Raw genomic sequence first — 15,191 nt, 5'->3', positions numbered from 1 at the left:
GTCTCGTAGTTCCGCAGGCGCTTCTCAGACGCCGCCGTCACCGCCGACGTTGTCGAGGAACTCCTCGAAGACCGTCGCGCAGCCGTCACAGAGCGAGAAGTTTGCGTGGGGACCGTCACCACCGCCGTAGGCCGCCTCGCGGTCGAAGTACTCGACGCCGAGCACCGCGTCCCCGTCGACGGCCCGGTCACAGAAGCTACAGTCCTCGGCGACGCGGCGGTAGCCGGCGCCGATGGACCACTCGTCGGCGACCGGCGGGGCGTCGTGGCCGGCCCAGGCGTCGACGAGTTCGTCGACCTCGACGGTGCAGTCCGCACAGACCGCGACGACGCCGTCCTCGGCCGCCGGCGCCGGGGCGGACCGGTCGTCGGTCGGGTAGAAACTGGCGAACCGGCCGGCACTGCCGAGTCGATGCCCGCACAGCGAACAGGTGACGCGCCCCGGCGATCCGTCGCCCTCACTCGTCGGCGAATCCACGCTCATGTCCCCGCCATGAACCTCCCGGGTTAAACCTCTTGCACCGACGTCGTACGGGCGTCTGACGATTCGGCGGACCGGGCCAGACTTCGGCGAGCAGGGGCCGAAACGCGGCCACCGCTCGCCCTGACTGACCAGACAGGTAGGTTTTTCCGAACCGACTCGCTACCGAGTGACATGCCACCGGGACCCGGGAAGGGGGGCGACGAAGAGTTCGAGGACCTCCGGGCCGAGGACGGGAACGCGATGGTTCGCCTGTTCGGCGAGTACGGGCGCGGCGAGCGGGTGCGCTTCGGCGTCGGCGGCCTGGCGAGCGTCTTCTCGACGCTGATGGAGCTCCTCCCCGCCTTCCTCCTCGGCGTGGCCATCGACTCGTTCCTCCTCGACGACCGCGCGTTCCGGCTCCCGTACGTCCCGCAGGCCGTGCTCCCGGATGAGCCGATGGGACAGTTCGTCCTCCTCGCCAGTATCCTCGGGGGGTCGTACGTCATGGGAGCAGCCCTGGGCTGGGTGAACAGCTGGGCGTGGAACGGCTTCGCCCAGCACTTCCAGCACGCGGTCCGGGTCGACGCCTACGACGCGATGCAGCGCCGGGAGCTGTCGTTCTTCGACGACCGCCAGACCGGCGAGGTCATGTCCATCCTCAACAACGACGTCAACCAGCTCGAGGGCTTTCTCACGAACAGCCTCAACACCGGTATCGGCATCGTCTTCCGCGTCGGCGGGATGGGCGCCGTGATGCTGGCGCTCAACTGGCGACTGGGGCTCATCCCGGCGGTCATCATCCCCGCACTCGGCTACGCCAGCTACGTGTTCGTCGAGCGCATCCACCCGAAGTACCAGTCCGTCCGGTCGGCGGTCGGGAAGCTCAACTCCCAGCTGGAGAACAACCTGGGCGGCATCGAGGTCGTCAAGTCCTACACCACGGAGGCCGCCGAGACCGACCGCGTCGCCGAGTCCTCCCGGAGCTATCTCGACGCCCAGTGGGACGCCATCTCGACGCGCATCCTGTTCTGGCCGACGCTCCGACTGCTCACCGCCGCCGGCTACATGGCCACCTTCCTCGTTGGCGGCTACTGGGTGATGGTGAACCGCGGCCTGCTCGGTCCGCCCCTGCCCTTCTTCAACGGTCCGGGACTCACCGGCGGCCTGCTGGTCACGTACCTGCTGTACACCCGGCGGTTCATGTGGCCGATGCGCCAGTTCGGACAGATCATCAACGACTACCAGTACGCGGAGGCCGCCGGCGAGCGCATCGTCGGCCTGCTCGACACGCCGCCGGGGATCACCGACGCCGACGACGCGGCCGACCTCGACGAGGTCGCTGGCCGCGTCGAGTACGACGACGTGAGTTTTGGCTACCAGACCACCGACGGGGAGCAAGAGCAGGTCCTCCGGGACGTCTCCTTCGACGTCGAACCGGGCGAGATGGTCGGGCTCGTCGGCCCGACGGGCGCCGGCAAGACGACGCTGATGAAGCTCCTGATGCGAATGTACGACGCGGACGACGGCGCGGTCAGGGTCGACGGCCGCGACGTCAGAAACGTGACGCTGCGGAGTCTGCGCGACGCCGTCGGTTACGTCAGCCAGGAGCCGTACCTGTTCTACGGCAGCGTCCGGGAGAACATCGGCTACAGCCGACCGGGGGCGACCGACGAGGAGATCGTCGCGGCGGCGAAGGCAGCGGGCGCCCACGAGTTCGTCGTCGACCTGCAAGACGGCTACGACACCACCGTCGGTGAGCGCGGCGTCAAGCTCTCGGGCGGCCAGCGCCAGCGCGTCTCCATCGCCCGCGCGGTCCTCAAGGACCCGGAAATCCTGATCCTCGACGAGGCCACGTCCCACGTCGACAACGAGACCGAGGCAGTCATCCAGGACAGCCTGCGCGACCTCGTCGCGGACCGGACGACGTTCGCCATCGCCCACCGGCTCTCGACGGTTCGCCACGCCGATACGATCCTCGTCCTCGACGACGGCGAACTCGTCGAACGCGGCACCCACGACGACCTCCTGGCCCGCGACGGGCTCTACGCCACCCTCTGGCGCGTCCAGGTCGGCGAGGTCGACGCGCTCCCCCAGGAGTTCCTCGACCGGGCGGCGAGTTACTCGCCACAGCCCGGCGACGGAGACGACTGATACCGTCGGTCCCAATCCGTAGCCGCACTTCGACGCAACCGTGGGGTCTCGAACACCGGTAAACCGTTACGACCGACGGTATGTCGGGGCGGGCGTACGCCGACTCGCCGGTCGAAGCGGCGCTTACGCCGACTCGCCGGACGCGGTTCCGTCGCCGTCGCGGAAGAACTCGGGCTGTTCGAACGCCTCCTCCTCGCCCTCGACGTCGAGGACGTCCAGCGCGGTCACGACGGCGTCGACGCCGAGTTCGCCGGAGAGACTCGGTTCGGTCCGTCCCTCGTCGCTGGAGACGAGTTCCTTGACGTACAGCCCGCCGGCACCGTGAATCTCCAGGTCCGCGTGGCGGTCGTCGACCAGTTCACCGCCCGCGGCGTACACTTCGCGCGTGCGGACGAGCGACGCGCGCCGGTGGTCGACGCGCTGGGGCGTCTCCTGTTCGATGGTCGCGCCTTCGAGCGCGTCGAGGGCGGCCAGTAGCTGGTCCTCGTCGACGGGCTCGTCGAACTCCACGTCCATCCGGTAGGTCTTGGAGGCCTCGTGTCCCTTGACGCGCTCGACCATGTCGTAGGTCGCCCGGCGGAGGCCCTCGACCTCGGCCTTCCCGTCGGCGAACTCGTTGATGTCCTCCTGCAACTGCTCGACGTCGACGTCCCGCTCGCGGGGCTGCTTGACCTCGATGACGAACGGCCGCCCGCCGCCGAGCATCAGCGCGTCGACGTCCTCACGACCGGCGCCGTGGAACACCGCCTCCTCGCCGTCCATCGCCTCCAGTACGACTGGCGCGGTCAGTTCCTCGACGCTCTCGTCGTAGCGGTAGCCTGTCCCGTCGCAGCCCGGACACTCCTCGCCGCGCTTGATCCCCGTCTCGTGGCACTCGTTACAGGGCCACTCGGTCTGGGGGATGTCCCGGACGAGCTTGCGGTACCGGCCGTAGACGAACGCGGAGTTGACGTTCACCTCGATTTCGTCGGTCGCCAGGTCGAGGAGTAACTGGATATCGGGGCGCTCGAAGTCCACCTCTGCGCCGGTCAGCTCCCCGACGCGCTTGCCGACTTCGCGGTTGAACTCCGTCTTCAGCGCCTCGCCCTCGTCGTCGTCGATCCCGACCTCCTCCCAGAGCAGGTGGTCGTTCTCCTCGAGCAGCGGCGGGACGCGCGTCCCGAGCTGGTAGGTCTCGAACTCGTAGCCCCGGACGGCCGCCGCGGCGCGTTCGGCCAGGCGGTCGTACTCGGCGGTCTCCATCTCGCAGACCCAGCAGTCCTCGCTCGCCTCGTACGGTTCGTCGTCGTCGAGCGCCAGCGTCGTCCGGAGCGCCCGCCCTCGCTCGGCGTTGGTGAGGCCGAAGCTGCGGTCGGCGAACGGCCGGCCCAGACAGGGATCACAGAGGGGGCCGGTGTCGAGCGCCGCGCGCGCGTCTTCGAGTATCGTCATTGGACAACGGAACGGGCTCGGCCGGTAATTCAGTTTCGAAGGCTAGCTGTGGTAGTACTGTACAGATGAGTTACGACGATAACGCGAAGACCCCGAAAGCCCTCGTGTGGCTCCAGTCCCGGGACCCGTACTGCGCTCCTCGGCCTTCGACCTGCGGTGCTTGTCGGGTCCGGGTTCCCGGAGCCACACTCGCCCTTTCAGTCCACCAGGAATCTCGTGTGGTCACCAGCAGACCCTGGTGGACTGAAAGGGCGAGCGGCGGTCGAACCCTCCCGGGCGAAGTAAGCACCCACTGGAGCGCAGCGAGGCCCGGAGCGGTCGAGCGCCGCGAGGGCTTTCGACGTCACGGTTCTCGGCCAATGTTTTGATTCCAGGGAGTTCCACGGTCGAGACGCAAGGGCTTATTGGACCACGAGACGACGGTTCGGGCATGTCAGAAGCAGACCGAACCGAACTGATCGACGCGTATTTCGACGCGATGGACGCCGAGGACCTGGAGCTCGTTCGGCCGGCCCTCGCCGACGACGTGGTGTTCGAATCGCTCTCGGGCCCACTGGAGGGATTCTCCGGCTTCGAGACGTACATGAACGAACTCCGCGGACTCTCGGACACCGACCACGAGCTGACCAACCTGGTCCACGGCGATGACGCCACGGCCGTGGAGGGCACCGTCACCGGCGAGAGCGACGACGGCCCGGTCGAGACCGACTTCTGTGACGTCTTCGAGTTCGACGCCGACGACGAGGCGATGACCAGAATCGCCGTCTACCTCAACGACGCGTAGGGCCGGCGCGATTGCCCGTCGACGACCTCGTTCGGACGGTCAGGAGTCGACCCGCGGGTCCCCCGGAACGTCGCTATTAGCCTGGATTCCGTCGGTCGAGGCGGGCGACGCCGTCCCGTCCTCGCCACCGGCGGCGGCCGACGACAACCTGACGTCGCGTTGCGGGAACGGAATCTCGACGTTCGCCTCCTGGAACCGCTGGTAGATCCCCCTGTTGAGGTGGTGCGTGACGCGGGCCCGTAGCGCCGGATTGGGCACCCAGCACAGCAGTTCGTGCTCCAGGGCGGAGTCGCCGAACTGCCGAAAGCGGACGCGCGGGCTGGGGCGGTCGAGGACGCTCTCCGTCGATGCTGCGACGTCGAGCAGAATCTCCTCGACCTCGTCGAGGTCGCTGCCGTAGGCGACGCCGACGGGGACGCGGATGCGGCGCTTCCGTCGGGGCGTCGACTCGTTGACGATGGCCGCGTTGTTCAGCGTGGCGTTGGGGACGGTGATGAGGATGTCGTCGCGCGTTCTGATGACCGTCGAGCGCACGGAGATGTCCTCGACGCGGCCGCGTTCGCCGGAGTCGAGCACGACGTAGTCGCCGACCTTGTACGTGCCGTCGACGTACAGCGCCAGCGACCCGAAGAAGTTCGCGATGGTGTCGCGGGCGGCGAGGCCGACGACGATACCGGCGACGCCGGCCGAGGCCAGCAGCGGCGTGACGTCGATGCCCCAGTAGGTGAGCAGGAGGAATCCGGCGACGCCGACGACGACGGCGCTCCAGACGTTCTGGAAGATGGGGACCACCTGCCGGTCGAGGTAGCGGTTGTCGGTGACGGCGTTCGACACCTTCCGACCGACGCGGACCAGCGTCACCAGCCAGATGACAGTCACGAGCGAGAGGACCGCGGCCTCGAGCGTCGCGGCGTCGGTCTCGGCCAGGTCGAACAGGTCGACGCCGACGAACACGCCCCCGATGGCGACCGTCAGGTAGAGCGCGGGGTGGACGCCTCGCAGGACGACGTCGTCCACCTCCCCCGGAATCCGGGCCGTGACCCGCTTGAGGTACCGGTCGCCGGCTATCTGGAGCAGGGCGGCGGTCAGAACCGCACCGCCGACCACGACGAGGAATCCCTGCCAGTCCGGCAGGCCCTCAATCCCCTCCCACATCGTCCCCAGCGTCCCGTTCGATTGCATCTTGCACTCGGGAAGGTGCCAGGAGTATATAGCTACGCCGTCAGGTGCGTTCGGCCACTGGGCGGCAGGGCGGCCGTCGCTGGTATCAGGTGCCGGGTCTCGGACCGAATGACCTTTACCCGGCCACACACGCCTCTGTCCATGAACGAGACGCTGATCGCCGTCCTCCTCGGGGTCGTCCAGGGGATTCTGGAGTGGCTCCCGGTCTCCAGCGAGGGGGGCGTCGCCATCGTGGTGACCGGGCTCACCGGCGCCTCGCCCGCCGTCGCCACCCGGTTCGCGCTCTTTCTCCACGCCGGCACCGCGCTCTCGGCGCTGGCGTACTACCGGGGCGAGGTGGCAACGGTCCTCCGGGAAGTGCCATCGTGGCGTCCGCGGACCGCCTTCGACCGCGACCGCGCCGACCTGTCCTTCCTCGTCCTTGCGACGCTGGCGACGGGCGTGACCGGCCTCCCGGCGTACGTCCTGCTCGACGCGCTCGTGAACGACCTGACCGGCGGGGCGTTCGTCGCCCTCGTCGGCGGCCTGCTCGTGTTGACCGGGCTCCTCCAGCGCTTCGCGGAGTCGGTCGCGCTGGACCCGCGCGCTACGCCGGACTGGCTCGACGCCGTCCTGGTGGGTGCGCTCCAGGGACTCGCTATCCTCCCCGGCGTCTCGCGCTCGGGAACCACCGTCAGCGCGCTGTTGCTCCGGGGCCACGAGGGCGAGTCCTCGCTTCGACTCTCCTTCCTGCTGTCGATTCCGGCGGCGCTGGCGGCGAACGTCCTCGTCCTCGTCGACGACGGCGTCCCGGCCATCTCGCCGTCGGCCGCCGTCCTCGCGGTCGCCGTCAGCGCCGTCGTCGGCTACCTCACCGTCGGCGCGCTCGTCGCGCTCGTCCGCCGGGTCCCCTTCTGGGCGGTGTGCGTCGGCTTCGGCTCGCTCGGCGTTTTCGGCGGCGCGCTGTTAATCGTCTGAGCGGACCAGGGGTGGCCGCCGCGGTGGCGAACATATATAGCGCCGAACGACAATCCACAGTGTGAACGGCGGGCCATGAGCGAGGACGAACAGAAACTGGTCGACACGGCGGGCGATTACTGCTACGCCGTCAAGAACGGCGAACCAGTCGCCGACCCGCAGTGGAACTCCTGTCGTCTCGTCATGACCAGCAAGCGGCTCGTCCTCGCCAACAGCAGCGGCAAGCAGACGCTGCCCCACTCTAACATCGAGATCGTCGACGACGACGTCGTCCCGGACGGCGTCGACGCGGCGGGCGCGACGCCGCTCCGCATCGGCGACAACGTCGTCCTCTTCGACGCCACGGGCATCTCGGACTTCGAGCGCGAGTACTGCCGGGCGACGCTCCACGGCGAGATCATCCTGGCGAACCACCCCGCTGTCGTCGGTGGCGTCGTCCAGGACGACAGCGAGTGGCGCAAGACTCGCTTCCGCCTGGACGACGAGACGATATCGCTGGGGTTCCCCGGCGGCGGATCGACAAGTTTCGCCGTCGAGGACGTCGGGACCATCGAGACGGTGACGCGGCAGGTCATGGGCCAGGAACGAACGGTGCTGGAGGTCGAGCACACCGACGAGGAGGACCGGAGCGTCGAGACCCACTTCTCGGGGATGGACCACCACACCACCGCGCTCCAGTCGCTGTTCGAGCGCGTCATCGAGGACCGCGAGGGCGATTACGAACTCACCGAGACGGAGAACCAGGTGCTGATGGCGCTGTACTCGGGCGTCTCGCCCTTCGAGATGGCGGACTTCGTCGGCCTTCCCGTGGACGAGGTCGAGGAGATCTACCAGAAACTACTCGACGTCGGCGCCGTCGACGAGGTGCGGACGCGGACCGAGGTCGCGTTGAACGCCCAGGGGCGGAACATGGCGAGTGAGGCGATGTCGGAGAACTAGGCTGCTCCGAACGCAGTGAGCGACCAGCTTGCGTGCGAGCGGGGAGGAACGACCCGCGAGCAGTAGGCTGCTCCGAACACAGCGAAGCCTGGTCCCAATCACGTCAGTTCTGAGAGGGCTCAAACGAGAACGGACGAACGGTTATTACAACCGAACACCAATAACACCATACCGTGCCGATCGACATCGAGCGCTTCGAGACGGGGGAATCGCTGGATGCCCCGCCGACGAGCGAGCGCATCCTCCGATTCCTCCGGCGAAATCCTGACCGAGCGTACACCCGGTCGGACATAGCCACCGCCATCGACGCGGACCCCGAGACCGTCGGGACCAACCTGACACGTCTGAAAGAGCGCGGGCTGGTCCGCCACCGGAGCCCGTACTGGGCGCTGGCACCGGATACTGGCTCGGTCGATGACGCCCAAGCCGAGAAGACGACAGACCACCCAGAGCGGCCGAGAAACGTTAAGACGACGACTGGAACCGACGGCCCGGAGGGAGCGCACGGTCGTGCAGCCGACGCCTTCGTCGAGGCGGTCGAGAACGAACTCGACGAACGAATCGAGGCCGTCTACGTGTTCGGCTCCGTGGCCCGGGGAGCCGAGACTGAGCAGAGCGACGTGGACGTGCTGGCGGTCGTCGCGGACGACGCCGACTTCGGTGCCGTCGACGACCGATTGCTCGACATCGCCTACGACGTCCAGCTGGACCACGGCGTCGTCGTCGAAGTCCACACGCTACGGGGCGAGGAGTTCCGAGAGCGAAGAGACCGTGGCGAGCCGTTCGCCCGGACCGTCGTCGAAGAGGGCGTTCGACGTGTCTGACGACGACGTGGCGCGGGAAGACGTCGACCGCGAGTTCGAGCAGGCCGTCCAGATGCTCGACGACGCCAGGAAGGCGCACGAAGTAGGCATCTCGAAGAGTACCGTCGTGAACCGCCTGTACTACTGCTGTTTCCACGCGGCACAGGCAGCGCTGTACGCCAGGGGGTTCGATCCCCAGTCACACGGAGCGGTCCAGACGCTACTCGGTCGAGAGCTGATCAAGCCCGGTGTCGTCGAACGCGAACACGGACGGTTCCTGAACGACGTGGAGACGTATCGGCGCAGGGCCGACTACGGGTCGGGCACTGTCGACCGTGACGCGGACGAACTCGTCCGCCGGACGAGCGCGTTCCTCGACGCGATGCGGTCCGTCGCGGGCGACGCCTCGGAGTGAGTACCCTCGCGTCTGTGCGTCGACGTCGCGTCTCGACGACGACCGATCGGTGGCCCCATTCTCTCTCGCAAAAATGGGGGCGGAAGTTATATTCCCCCGACTGGGCTACCTCCGCAGAGACGCACGACGCGCGTATCATGAGTGACACGGAGAAGAAGATCACGGACACACAGGGCCAGTACCTGCAGGCGGTCCAGAAGGGCCAGCGGCTCACCGACGCGAGCTGGCAGACCTGCCGGATAGTGCTGACCACGGAGCGCCTGGTTCTCATCGCCGACGAGAAGCGCCAGTTCCCCCTGTCCGCCATCGACCGCATCGCCGACCGGTTCGACGTCAACCAGCAGAGCGCCAGCGTGTCGAACTACGTCGTGCTCCACCTCGGCGACAACGTGTTGCTCGTCACCGCCAAGGAGCACGAGTCCTTCGAGACGGACCTCTACCGGGCGGCGCTCGACGGCGAGATCATCCTCGTCCAGCACCCGGCCGTGGAGGGCGGCGTCGTCCAGAACGCCGGGTGGACCAAGGGGCGGATGAAGGTGACCGACGAGGCGCTGCAGCTGGCGCTCGCCGACGGCCAGGCGGTCCCCATCGAACGCGCCGACATCGGCGACCTCTCCTTCGACGACAAGACCGTCTCCGGCGAGGAGCGCACCGTCATCGAGGTCGAACACACCCAGGACGACATCAGCGTCGAGACCCACCTCGCCGGCGACGACTTCCACGCCACCGTGTTGCAGGTCATGCTCGAGGAGAGCGCCGAGCGAAACCGGGCCGACCTGGACCTGTCGAGCACGGAGCGGCGCGTGATCATGGCGCTGTACTCCGGTATCTCTCCGTTCGACGTCCCGAGCTTCGTCGGTATCTCGGTGGACCAGACCGAGGAGATATTCGACCGCCTCATCGAACTGGAGGCGATCAGTCTCCGTCGCGAGCGGACGGAAGTTGCGTTGACGACGAAGGGGCGGCGGGTTGCCGGGGAGAAGATGGGAGAACAGTAGGCTGGTCTGAGCGTAGCGAGGAGCAGCTTAAGTACGAACGGCGAGCGGAGCGAGCCGTGAGAGAGGCTGGACCGAACGGGGCGAGAGATTCCCTGGTACACTGTCGAACCTGTCGATTCGTCATCCCGAGTGGCTTCGGTGTGGGGGCAAACGGTTTACTGTTGTAGGTGAAACTGGTGACAACGCGAAGTGAACGACGTGGCAAGCCAATATCATTCCCAGCCCGTTCTGACGAATCCGTACCTGTGGGCGCTCGTGCTCGTGTCGACGGGGGCAGGCGTTATCGCTCTCGGCCTGACCTCGGGTGTCGGGATTTTCCTGGGTGGGATCATCGGCATCATCGCCCTGGCGGTCGGTGCACGTTTTCTCGACGAGATCCGACAGCCGGGATACGACAACAAGATCGACCCCTGGAGCGACTAGGGCCGTTCGGCGGTCTGCATCGACGCGGCGTTAGTGGCCGACCCCGCGTGTCCGTCGTGGTCCACGACGACGAGGCCGGCGCGTTCGCCAGTCGCGTCCGCGAACTCCTCGATGACTTCTTCTGCGGCCTGGTGAGAACTCCTGCGCTCGAGTTCGTCGACGGCGCGACGAGCGAGGCCGAACCGCGCGATGGCTTCGCCCGCACCGGTGGCGCTCGCCCCGCCGCGGTCGTCGGCGTAGAAACCGGCGCCGATCTGCGGGACGTCGCCGACGCGGCCGGCGAGGGCGAACCACCGGCCGCCGGTCGACGTCGCGGCGACGAGTGACTCGCCGTCCGTCGCCACTGCACCGACGGTGTCGCTCCCGCGGCCGAACTGCTCACGGACCCACGGAAGCGTCTCGTCCAGGCCGCCCGAGGGCGGGTCGGCGGCGTCCCAGCGCTCCCGCGTGCGGTCCGTCCAGAGGTCGACGTCGGTCTCGACGTCGAAGGCGGCCGCCAGGTCGACCGCCGGTTCGCCGGCGAGTACGACGTGGGGCGTCTCCGTGGCGACGACGCTGGCGACGTCCACCGCGTTGGCGACGCCGGCCATTCCGCACGCAGCCCCCGTCGTCCCGTCGTCGGCCATCAGCCCGGCGTCCGTCCGAATCGTCCCGTCGCTCTGGGCGACGCTGCCGACCCCGGCGTTGAACCGCGGGTCGTCCTCCAGCGCCCGGACCGCCGTACAGGCCGCTTCGAGCGGGTCGTCGGACCGGGTCGCCTCTTCGACCGCCGTCGCCAGGGATCGCTGTCGCATCGCGGGTTCGTCCGGGACGCTCCCGGCACCACCGTGAGCGATGACGTGCATGCGTTCGTTTTCGGGGCCCACCACCGTAAGCGTCGCTGGCCCCAGCGTACCGGAACACCGTGCCCTGCACATCGGGCGCATACTGTCACGTTATACCATGACGGAAGCGAAACAGCAGCCCTTTAGGCACGTTTCACCGTAGCATAGGTCATGGGATATCAGTACGACAAGGTCGAAGTGCCGGAAGACGGAGAGCCGATTCAGGTTATCGACGAGGACAACGACGAGCTGGAGATCCCGGAAAACCCGATCATCCCGATCATCCACGGCGACGGGATCGGCAAGGACGTCGGCCCCGCGGCACAGAAAGTGCTCGAGGCCGCCGCCAACGCCACCGGTCGAGACATCGCGTGGATGCGCGTCTACGCCGGCGAGTCCGGCCGGGAGAAGTACGACGAGAACCTCCCCGACGACACCGTCAACGCCATCGACGAACACCGCGTCGCCATCAAGGGCCCGCTGACGACGCCCGTCGGCGCCGGCTTCCGCTCGCTCAACGTCGCCCTGCGCCAGACGCTCGATTTCTACTCGAACGTCCGACCGACGTACTACCTCGACGGCGTCCCCTCGCCCATGAAGGCGCCCGAGGAGATGGACATGGTCACCTTCCGCGAGAACACCGAGGACGTCTACGCCGGCATCGAGTGGGAGGCCGGCACCGACGAGGTCGAGCAGGTCCGCGAGTTCGTCGAGGAGGAGATGGGCTTCGACGACGTGATGCACGACGGCCCCATCGGCATCGGCATCAAGCCGATCACCGAGTTCGGCTCCAAGCGCCTCGTCCGGAAGGCCATCGACTACGCCATCGAGCACGACCGCGACAAGGTCACCCTCGTCGGCAAGGGGAACATCATGAAGTTCACCGAGGGGCAGTTCACCGAGTGGGGCATGGAAGTCGCCGAGGAGGAGTACCCCGACGAGGAGGTCTTCGCCGCGCCCGACTCCCTCTGGGAGACCCAGGACGAGATCGACATCCCGGAGGACGCCGTCATGGTCGAGTCCCGCCTCGCCGACGCGATGCTCCAGTGGATGCAGCTGCGGACCGACGAGTTCAGCGTCCTCGCGATGCCGAACCTGAACGGCGACTACCTCTCGGACGCCGCCGGCGCACAGATCGGCGGCCTCGGCATCGCGCCGGGCGCCAACTTCGGTGACGCCCGCGTCCTCGCCGAGCCCGTCCACGGTAGCGCGCCCAAGCGCGCCGGCCAGGACATGGCCAACCCGACCGCGCTCATCCTCTCCGGTCGCCTGATGTTCGACTACATGGGCTGGAAGGACACCGCCGACCTCGTCCGCGACGCCGTCGAGGAGACCATCTCCTCGGGCAAGGTCACCTACGACCTCGAACGCCAGATCGAGGGCGGCGAGAAGCTCGGGACGACGGAGTACGCCGAGACCATCGTCGAGAACATCGAAAAGCTGTCGTAGACAGCTTTTCGTGCGCCCGGAAATCTTCGATTTCCGGGAACATCGAACAGCTCTCCTGAGGCGTCGCTCCGGGAATTGAGACCCGCGGCGTCGTCCGGCGGCTCCGACGACACTTCTCCGCTCGTTCGTCGCTATCGCCCTCACGTACCGAGCGGTCGCCCCACGACGGGCGTCGACGTTCCCGACTGGCCGCTGACGTTCTCGACCCAGGCCGGTTCCGTCACGCGCGTCGATCCGACGTCGGTGAACGCGATCGTCAGCTGGGCCTCGACGGGTCGGTCACGGACGATCGCGTCGAACCCGATAGCGATGCGACCAACGTAGCCGTCGGGGGTGATATGGGCGGCCATCGTGACGTTGCGCTCGTCGCGGAACTGCGAGAGGCCCTGGAGCCCGTAGACCCCCGAAACGGGGCCGGTGACGACGGTGCTTCCGAGGGCCGTCTGTCGGACGTCGACCGGGCGCAGGCGGGCGAACAGTCCCCTGATGAGGCTCGCACCAGGGTACTGGATGGCGACCTCGGTCTCTATCTGTCGGAACACCGGACCGGCGTCCCGCGAGTCCACGCGGTAAAACGAACGCTCCCCGTCGTACCACAGTTCGTGACCGGTCCGGTTGATCGCCCCGCGCGGGCGACCGTAGTCGGCGACGGCGTGGAACCGCTCTCGGTCGGGTCCGACCCGGTGGACCGTCGTGTCGTCGTACGTCGAGCCATTTGGATACCGCCATCGAACGCTAGTGCGAGCGGTGTGTGACCTGCCGTCGAGCGCTCGCCAGTGATCCGCGGCGACGGAGTCCGCGTCGATTCCCCCGTCAGAGGAGGGCTGTGGCGTGTCGGTCGGGACGGTCGGCACCGGGGCCGGCGTGACGGTGTCCGCGACGTCGGCGTCTGGCTGTCCGACGAAGCCGCCACAGCCCGTCAGGACGCACAGACCGGCGACCAGAATCGCCGACGCTGGCCGCGTCATCAGTCCCGCCAGTCCGGGTTCGCCCGCGGCGGACTAAAGACGTCGATGCCGCTGACCGGCTCCTCGCCCTCGTTGCGCGCCGCGTGGGCTTCGTCGCCCGGGATGGTGTAGGAGTCGCCTGAACCGACGACGTACTCCTCGCCGTCGACGGTGAACGTGAGCGTCCCGCTCGCGACGAAGCCGACCTGTTCGTGGGGGTGGCTGTGTTCGGGCACCGAAGCACCGGGTTCGAAGTGAAAGTGCTGGACGCTCATCTGTTCACCGACGGCGAGCTGGGTCAGGTGGACCCCCTCGACCGCCTCGACGGTCTCCCGGGACGCGTGTGGGACCTCCTCCATGTTCCGTTCGTTGGGGACGCGGCACCTAAGGCCTGACTCCGGGGCCGCCCGCCGACTGGCCGCGTCGGCGGGAGTCCGAACGTTGAAATCCGAACGCGACCCAGATCAGTTCATGTACGCCGTCGTGGGTTGCAGCGACTGCCAGGCCCTCTGGATCGTCGAGGGACGACCCGAGACGACCCAGTGTCCACGGTGCGGGTCGAGCCGGCAACACGCCAAGCGCCGGAAGTTCGTCGAGACGGACGACGAGGACCACGCCCGCGAGGTGCGCGCGTCGATGCTGGCGAACCGACAGGGTCACGGCGAGGCGTTCGCCGAACTCGAGTCGTTCAGCCAGATGGAGGAGCAACTCGACGACGCCGGCGTGAGCGACGAGGAGTTCCTGACCGGATCCGGGCTCGATGCAGACGAAGTCGCCGCGGCGGGCGAACGCGTCGAAGGCGGGTCGAACGGGGGCCAGAGCCGGAAGGAGACGGTACTGTCGGCGCTGCGGACGCTCGAGGAACCGACCGCCGAGGACGTCGAGGCTTACGCCACCGATAGAGGCGTCCCCGCCGACTACGTTCACGACGCGCTGGCGAAACTCGTGCGCCGGGGCGAGGTCTCCGAGAACCGCGGCACGTACCGCTTGCTCTGAGCCGCTGCGACGGCCACGCTGGCTGGACCGTCAGCCGAACAGTCCCCAGAAGAGAAGCGTGTAGACCGGCGTCGAGACCAGGTAGACCAGTGCCAGCGCGAGGAGCCGTCCCGAGGGACCAGCGTCCTCGTCGACGGCGGGTTCCGCCAGCGTCTCCGCCCTGAAGGCCTCGCGATAGCGGTCGGGGATCCGGTCGCCCTCGGTCGGAGGGGTGCCGACTGATACCCACTTCGGCGCCCGGAGCGACCCGGTGCGAACGCCGTACCCGTAGAGGCCGACCGCGGCAGAGAGTGGACTGACCAGGAGCAAAAAGAGTGGGACGGCCCAGTGGAGTCCGTACGTCACCGTCGCGCCGCCGACCGCCGCGATACTCGCCACGGGCAGGACGGCACCGACCACGGCGAGCGACGCGAACTCGGGCGTCTCCATA

17 protein-coding genes are annotated in these 15,191 nt (G+C 67.8%); 10 read left to right on the top strand and 7 right to left on the bottom strand.

All coding sequences use genetic code 11. The features are described from left to right. Positions 1-24 precede the first annotated feature (24 nt). A complete protein-coding gene (locus BM337_RS06265; RefSeq protein ID WP_089814971.1) occupies positions 25-483 on the bottom strand; it encodes a hypothetical protein in 459 nt (152 codons plus the stop codon). A 171-nt stretch (positions 484-654) separates the two neighbouring features. On the opposite strand from BM337_RS06265, the gene BM337_RS06260 reads away from it, so the two are divergent. Next, a complete protein-coding gene (locus BM337_RS06260) occupies positions 655-2,613 on the top strand; it encodes an ABC transporter ATP-binding protein (protein ID WP_089814969.1) in 1,959 nt (652 codons plus the stop codon). Between the two features lie 123 nt (positions 2,614-2,736). Here BM337_RS06260 and BM337_RS06255 read toward each other — a convergent pair whose 3' ends face one another. Continuing rightward, entirely contained in the window at positions 2,737-4,044 is a 1,308-nt protein-coding gene (locus tag BM337_RS06255) for a tRNA pseudouridine(54/55) synthase Pus10 (RefSeq protein ID WP_089814967.1), read from the bottom strand. Positions 4,045-4,474: 430 nt separating this feature from the next. Here BM337_RS06255 and BM337_RS06250 point away from each other — a divergent pair, with 430 nt between their 5' ends. After that, positions 4,475-4,828: a nuclear transport factor 2 family protein gene (locus BM337_RS06250; protein ID WP_089814965.1), complete on the top strand. Its 354-nt coding sequence runs from the start codon at positions 4,475-4,477 to the stop codon at positions 4,826-4,828. A gap of 39 nt (positions 4,829-4,867) precedes the next feature. Here BM337_RS06250 and BM337_RS06245 read toward each other — a convergent pair whose 3' ends face one another. Next, positions 4,868-6,010 carry a mechanosensitive ion channel family protein gene (locus BM337_RS06245; RefSeq protein WP_245778615.1) on the bottom strand — a complete coding sequence of 381 codons (1,143 nt, stop codon included), beginning with the start codon at positions 6,008-6,010 and terminating at the stop codon, positions 4,868-4,870. Positions 6,011-6,151: 141 nt separating this feature from the next. On the opposite strand from BM337_RS06245, the gene BM337_RS06240 reads away from it, so the two are divergent. The 6 genes from BM337_RS06240 (at position 6,152) to BM337_RS06215 (ending at position 10,545) form a co-directional block, all read left to right on the top strand. After that, the gene (locus BM337_RS06240) at positions 6,152-6,967 is read left to right on the top strand and encodes an undecaprenyl-diphosphate phosphatase (RefSeq protein WP_089814964.1); all 816 of its coding nucleotides are present in this window, start codon (positions 6,152-6,154) and stop codon (positions 6,965-6,967) included. A gap of 75 nt (positions 6,968-7,042) precedes the next feature. Further along, complete coding sequence (locus BM337_RS06235) at positions 7,043-7,906, top strand: CheF family chemotaxis protein (RefSeq protein ID WP_089814962.1); 864 nt, start codon at positions 7,043-7,045, stop codon at positions 7,904-7,906. A gap of 173 nt (positions 7,907-8,079) precedes the next feature. After that, positions 8,080-8,730, top strand: a complete 651-nt coding sequence (locus BM337_RS21370) for a nucleotidyltransferase domain-containing protein (protein ID WP_218155513.1) — start codon at positions 8,080-8,082, stop codon at positions 8,728-8,730. Then, entirely contained in the window at positions 8,723-9,124 is a 402-nt protein-coding gene (locus BM337_RS06225; protein ID WP_089814960.1) for a HEPN domain-containing protein, read from the top strand. Before BM337_RS21370 ends, BM337_RS06225 begins: the two co-directional genes overlap by 8 nt. 137 nt (positions 9,125-9,261) lie before the next feature. Continuing rightward, on the top strand, positions 9,262-10,122 hold the full coding sequence (locus BM337_RS06220) for a CheF family chemotaxis protein (RefSeq protein ID WP_089814959.1): 861 nt from the start codon (positions 9,262-9,264) through the stop codon (positions 10,120-10,122). A gap of 189 nt (positions 10,123-10,311) precedes the next feature. After that, the gene (locus BM337_RS06215) at positions 10,312-10,545 is read left to right on the top strand and encodes a hypothetical protein (protein ID WP_089814957.1); all 234 of its coding nucleotides are present in this window, start codon (positions 10,312-10,314) and stop codon (positions 10,543-10,545) included. On the opposite strand, the gene BM337_RS06210 is transcribed toward BM337_RS06215, so the two are convergent. Then, positions 10,542-11,390: an isoaspartyl peptidase/L-asparaginase gene (locus tag BM337_RS06210; RefSeq protein WP_089814956.1), complete on the bottom strand. Its 849-nt coding sequence runs from the start codon at positions 11,388-11,390 to the stop codon at positions 10,542-10,544. The genes BM337_RS06215 and BM337_RS06210 overlap by 4 nt on opposite strands. 150 nt (positions 11,391-11,540) lie before the next feature. Between BM337_RS06210 and icd the strand changes: the two genes are divergently transcribed. Next, complete coding sequence (gene icd / locus BM337_RS06205; protein WP_089814954.1) at positions 11,541-12,818, top strand: NADP-dependent isocitrate dehydrogenase; 1,278 nt, start codon at positions 11,541-11,543, stop codon at positions 12,816-12,818. 140 nt (positions 12,819-12,958) lie between these two features. On the opposite strand, the gene BM337_RS06200 is transcribed toward icd, so the two are convergent. Together BM337_RS06200 and BM337_RS06195 are read right to left on the bottom strand one after the other, a co-directional pair. Further along, a complete protein-coding gene (locus tag BM337_RS06200) occupies positions 12,959-13,786 on the bottom strand; it encodes a hypothetical protein (RefSeq protein WP_089814952.1) in 828 nt (275 codons plus the stop codon). Further along, a complete protein-coding gene (locus BM337_RS06195) occupies positions 13,786-14,124 on the bottom strand; it encodes a cupin domain-containing protein (protein ID WP_089814950.1) in 339 nt (112 codons plus the stop codon). The genes BM337_RS06200 and BM337_RS06195 overlap by 1 nt, the downstream gene beginning before the upstream one ends. A gap of 112 nt (positions 14,125-14,236) precedes the next feature. Here BM337_RS06195 and BM337_RS06190 point away from each other — a divergent pair, with 112 nt between their 5' ends. Next, on the top strand, positions 14,237-14,761 hold the full coding sequence (locus BM337_RS06190) for a DUF5817 domain-containing protein (protein WP_089814947.1): 525 nt from the start codon (positions 14,237-14,239) through the stop codon (positions 14,759-14,761). A 30-nt stretch (positions 14,762-14,791) separates the two neighbouring features. On the opposite strand, the gene BM337_RS06185 is transcribed toward BM337_RS06190, so the two are convergent. Continuing rightward, positions 14,792-15,190 (bottom strand): hypothetical protein, encoded by a 399-nt coding sequence (locus BM337_RS06185; protein ID WP_089814946.1) that lies wholly within the window; start codon positions 15,188-15,190, stop codon positions 14,792-14,794. Position 15,191: the final 1 nt, after the last annotated feature.

The organism is Halomicrobium zhouii, assembly GCF_900114435.1.
Taxonomy (GTDB): Archaea; Halobacteriota; Halobacteria; order Halobacteriales; family Haloarculaceae; genus Halomicrobium; species Halomicrobium zhouii.
This window is presented reverse-complemented; position numbering and strand designations above follow the sequence as displayed.

Coding starts and splice junctions, on each gene's coding strand:
- BM337_RS06265 (WP_089814971.1), bottom strand. CDS start 483: ATGAGCGTGGATTCGCCGACGAGTGAGGGCGACGGATCGCCGGGGCGC.
- BM337_RS06260 (WP_089814969.1), top strand. CDS start 655: ATGCCACCGGGACCCGGGAAGGGGGGCGACGAAGAGTTCGAGGACCTC.
- BM337_RS06255 (WP_089814967.1), bottom strand. CDS start 4,044: ATGACGATACTCGAAGACGCGCGCGCGGCGCTCGACACCGGCCCCCTC.
- BM337_RS06250 (WP_089814965.1), top strand. CDS start 4,475: ATGTCAGAAGCAGACCGAACCGAACTGATCGACGCGTATTTCGACGCG.
- BM337_RS06245 (WP_245778615.1), bottom strand. CDS start 6,010: ATGCAATCGAACGGGACGCTGGGGACGATGTGGGAGGGGATTGAGGGC.
- BM337_RS06240 (WP_089814964.1), top strand. CDS start 6,152: ATGAACGAGACGCTGATCGCCGTCCTCCTCGGGGTCGTCCAGGGGATT.
- BM337_RS06235 (WP_089814962.1), top strand. CDS start 7,043: ATGAGCGAGGACGAACAGAAACTGGTCGACACGGCGGGCGATTACTGC.
- BM337_RS06220 (WP_089814959.1), top strand. CDS start 9,262: ATGAGTGACACGGAGAAGAAGATCACGGACACACAGGGCCAGTACCTG.
- BM337_RS06210 (WP_089814956.1), bottom strand. CDS start 11,390: ATGCACGTCATCGCTCACGGTGGTGCCGGGAGCGTCCCGGACGAACCC.
- icd (WP_089814954.1), top strand. CDS start 11,541: ATGGGATATCAGTACGACAAGGTCGAAGTGCCGGAAGACGGAGAGCCG.
- BM337_RS06200 (WP_089814952.1), bottom strand. CDS start 13,786: ATGACGCGGCCAGCGTCGGCGATTCTGGTCGCCGGTCTGTGCGTCCTG.
- BM337_RS06195 (WP_089814950.1), bottom strand. CDS start 14,124: ATGGAGGAGGTCCCACACGCGTCCCGGGAGACCGTCGAGGCGGTCGAG.
- BM337_RS06190 (WP_089814947.1), top strand. CDS start 14,237: ATGTACGCCGTCGTGGGTTGCAGCGACTGCCAGGCCCTCTGGATCGTC.
- BM337_RS06185 (WP_089814946.1), bottom strand. CDS start 15,190: ATGGAGACGCCCGAGTTCGCGTCGCTCGCCGTGGTCGGTGCCGTCCTG.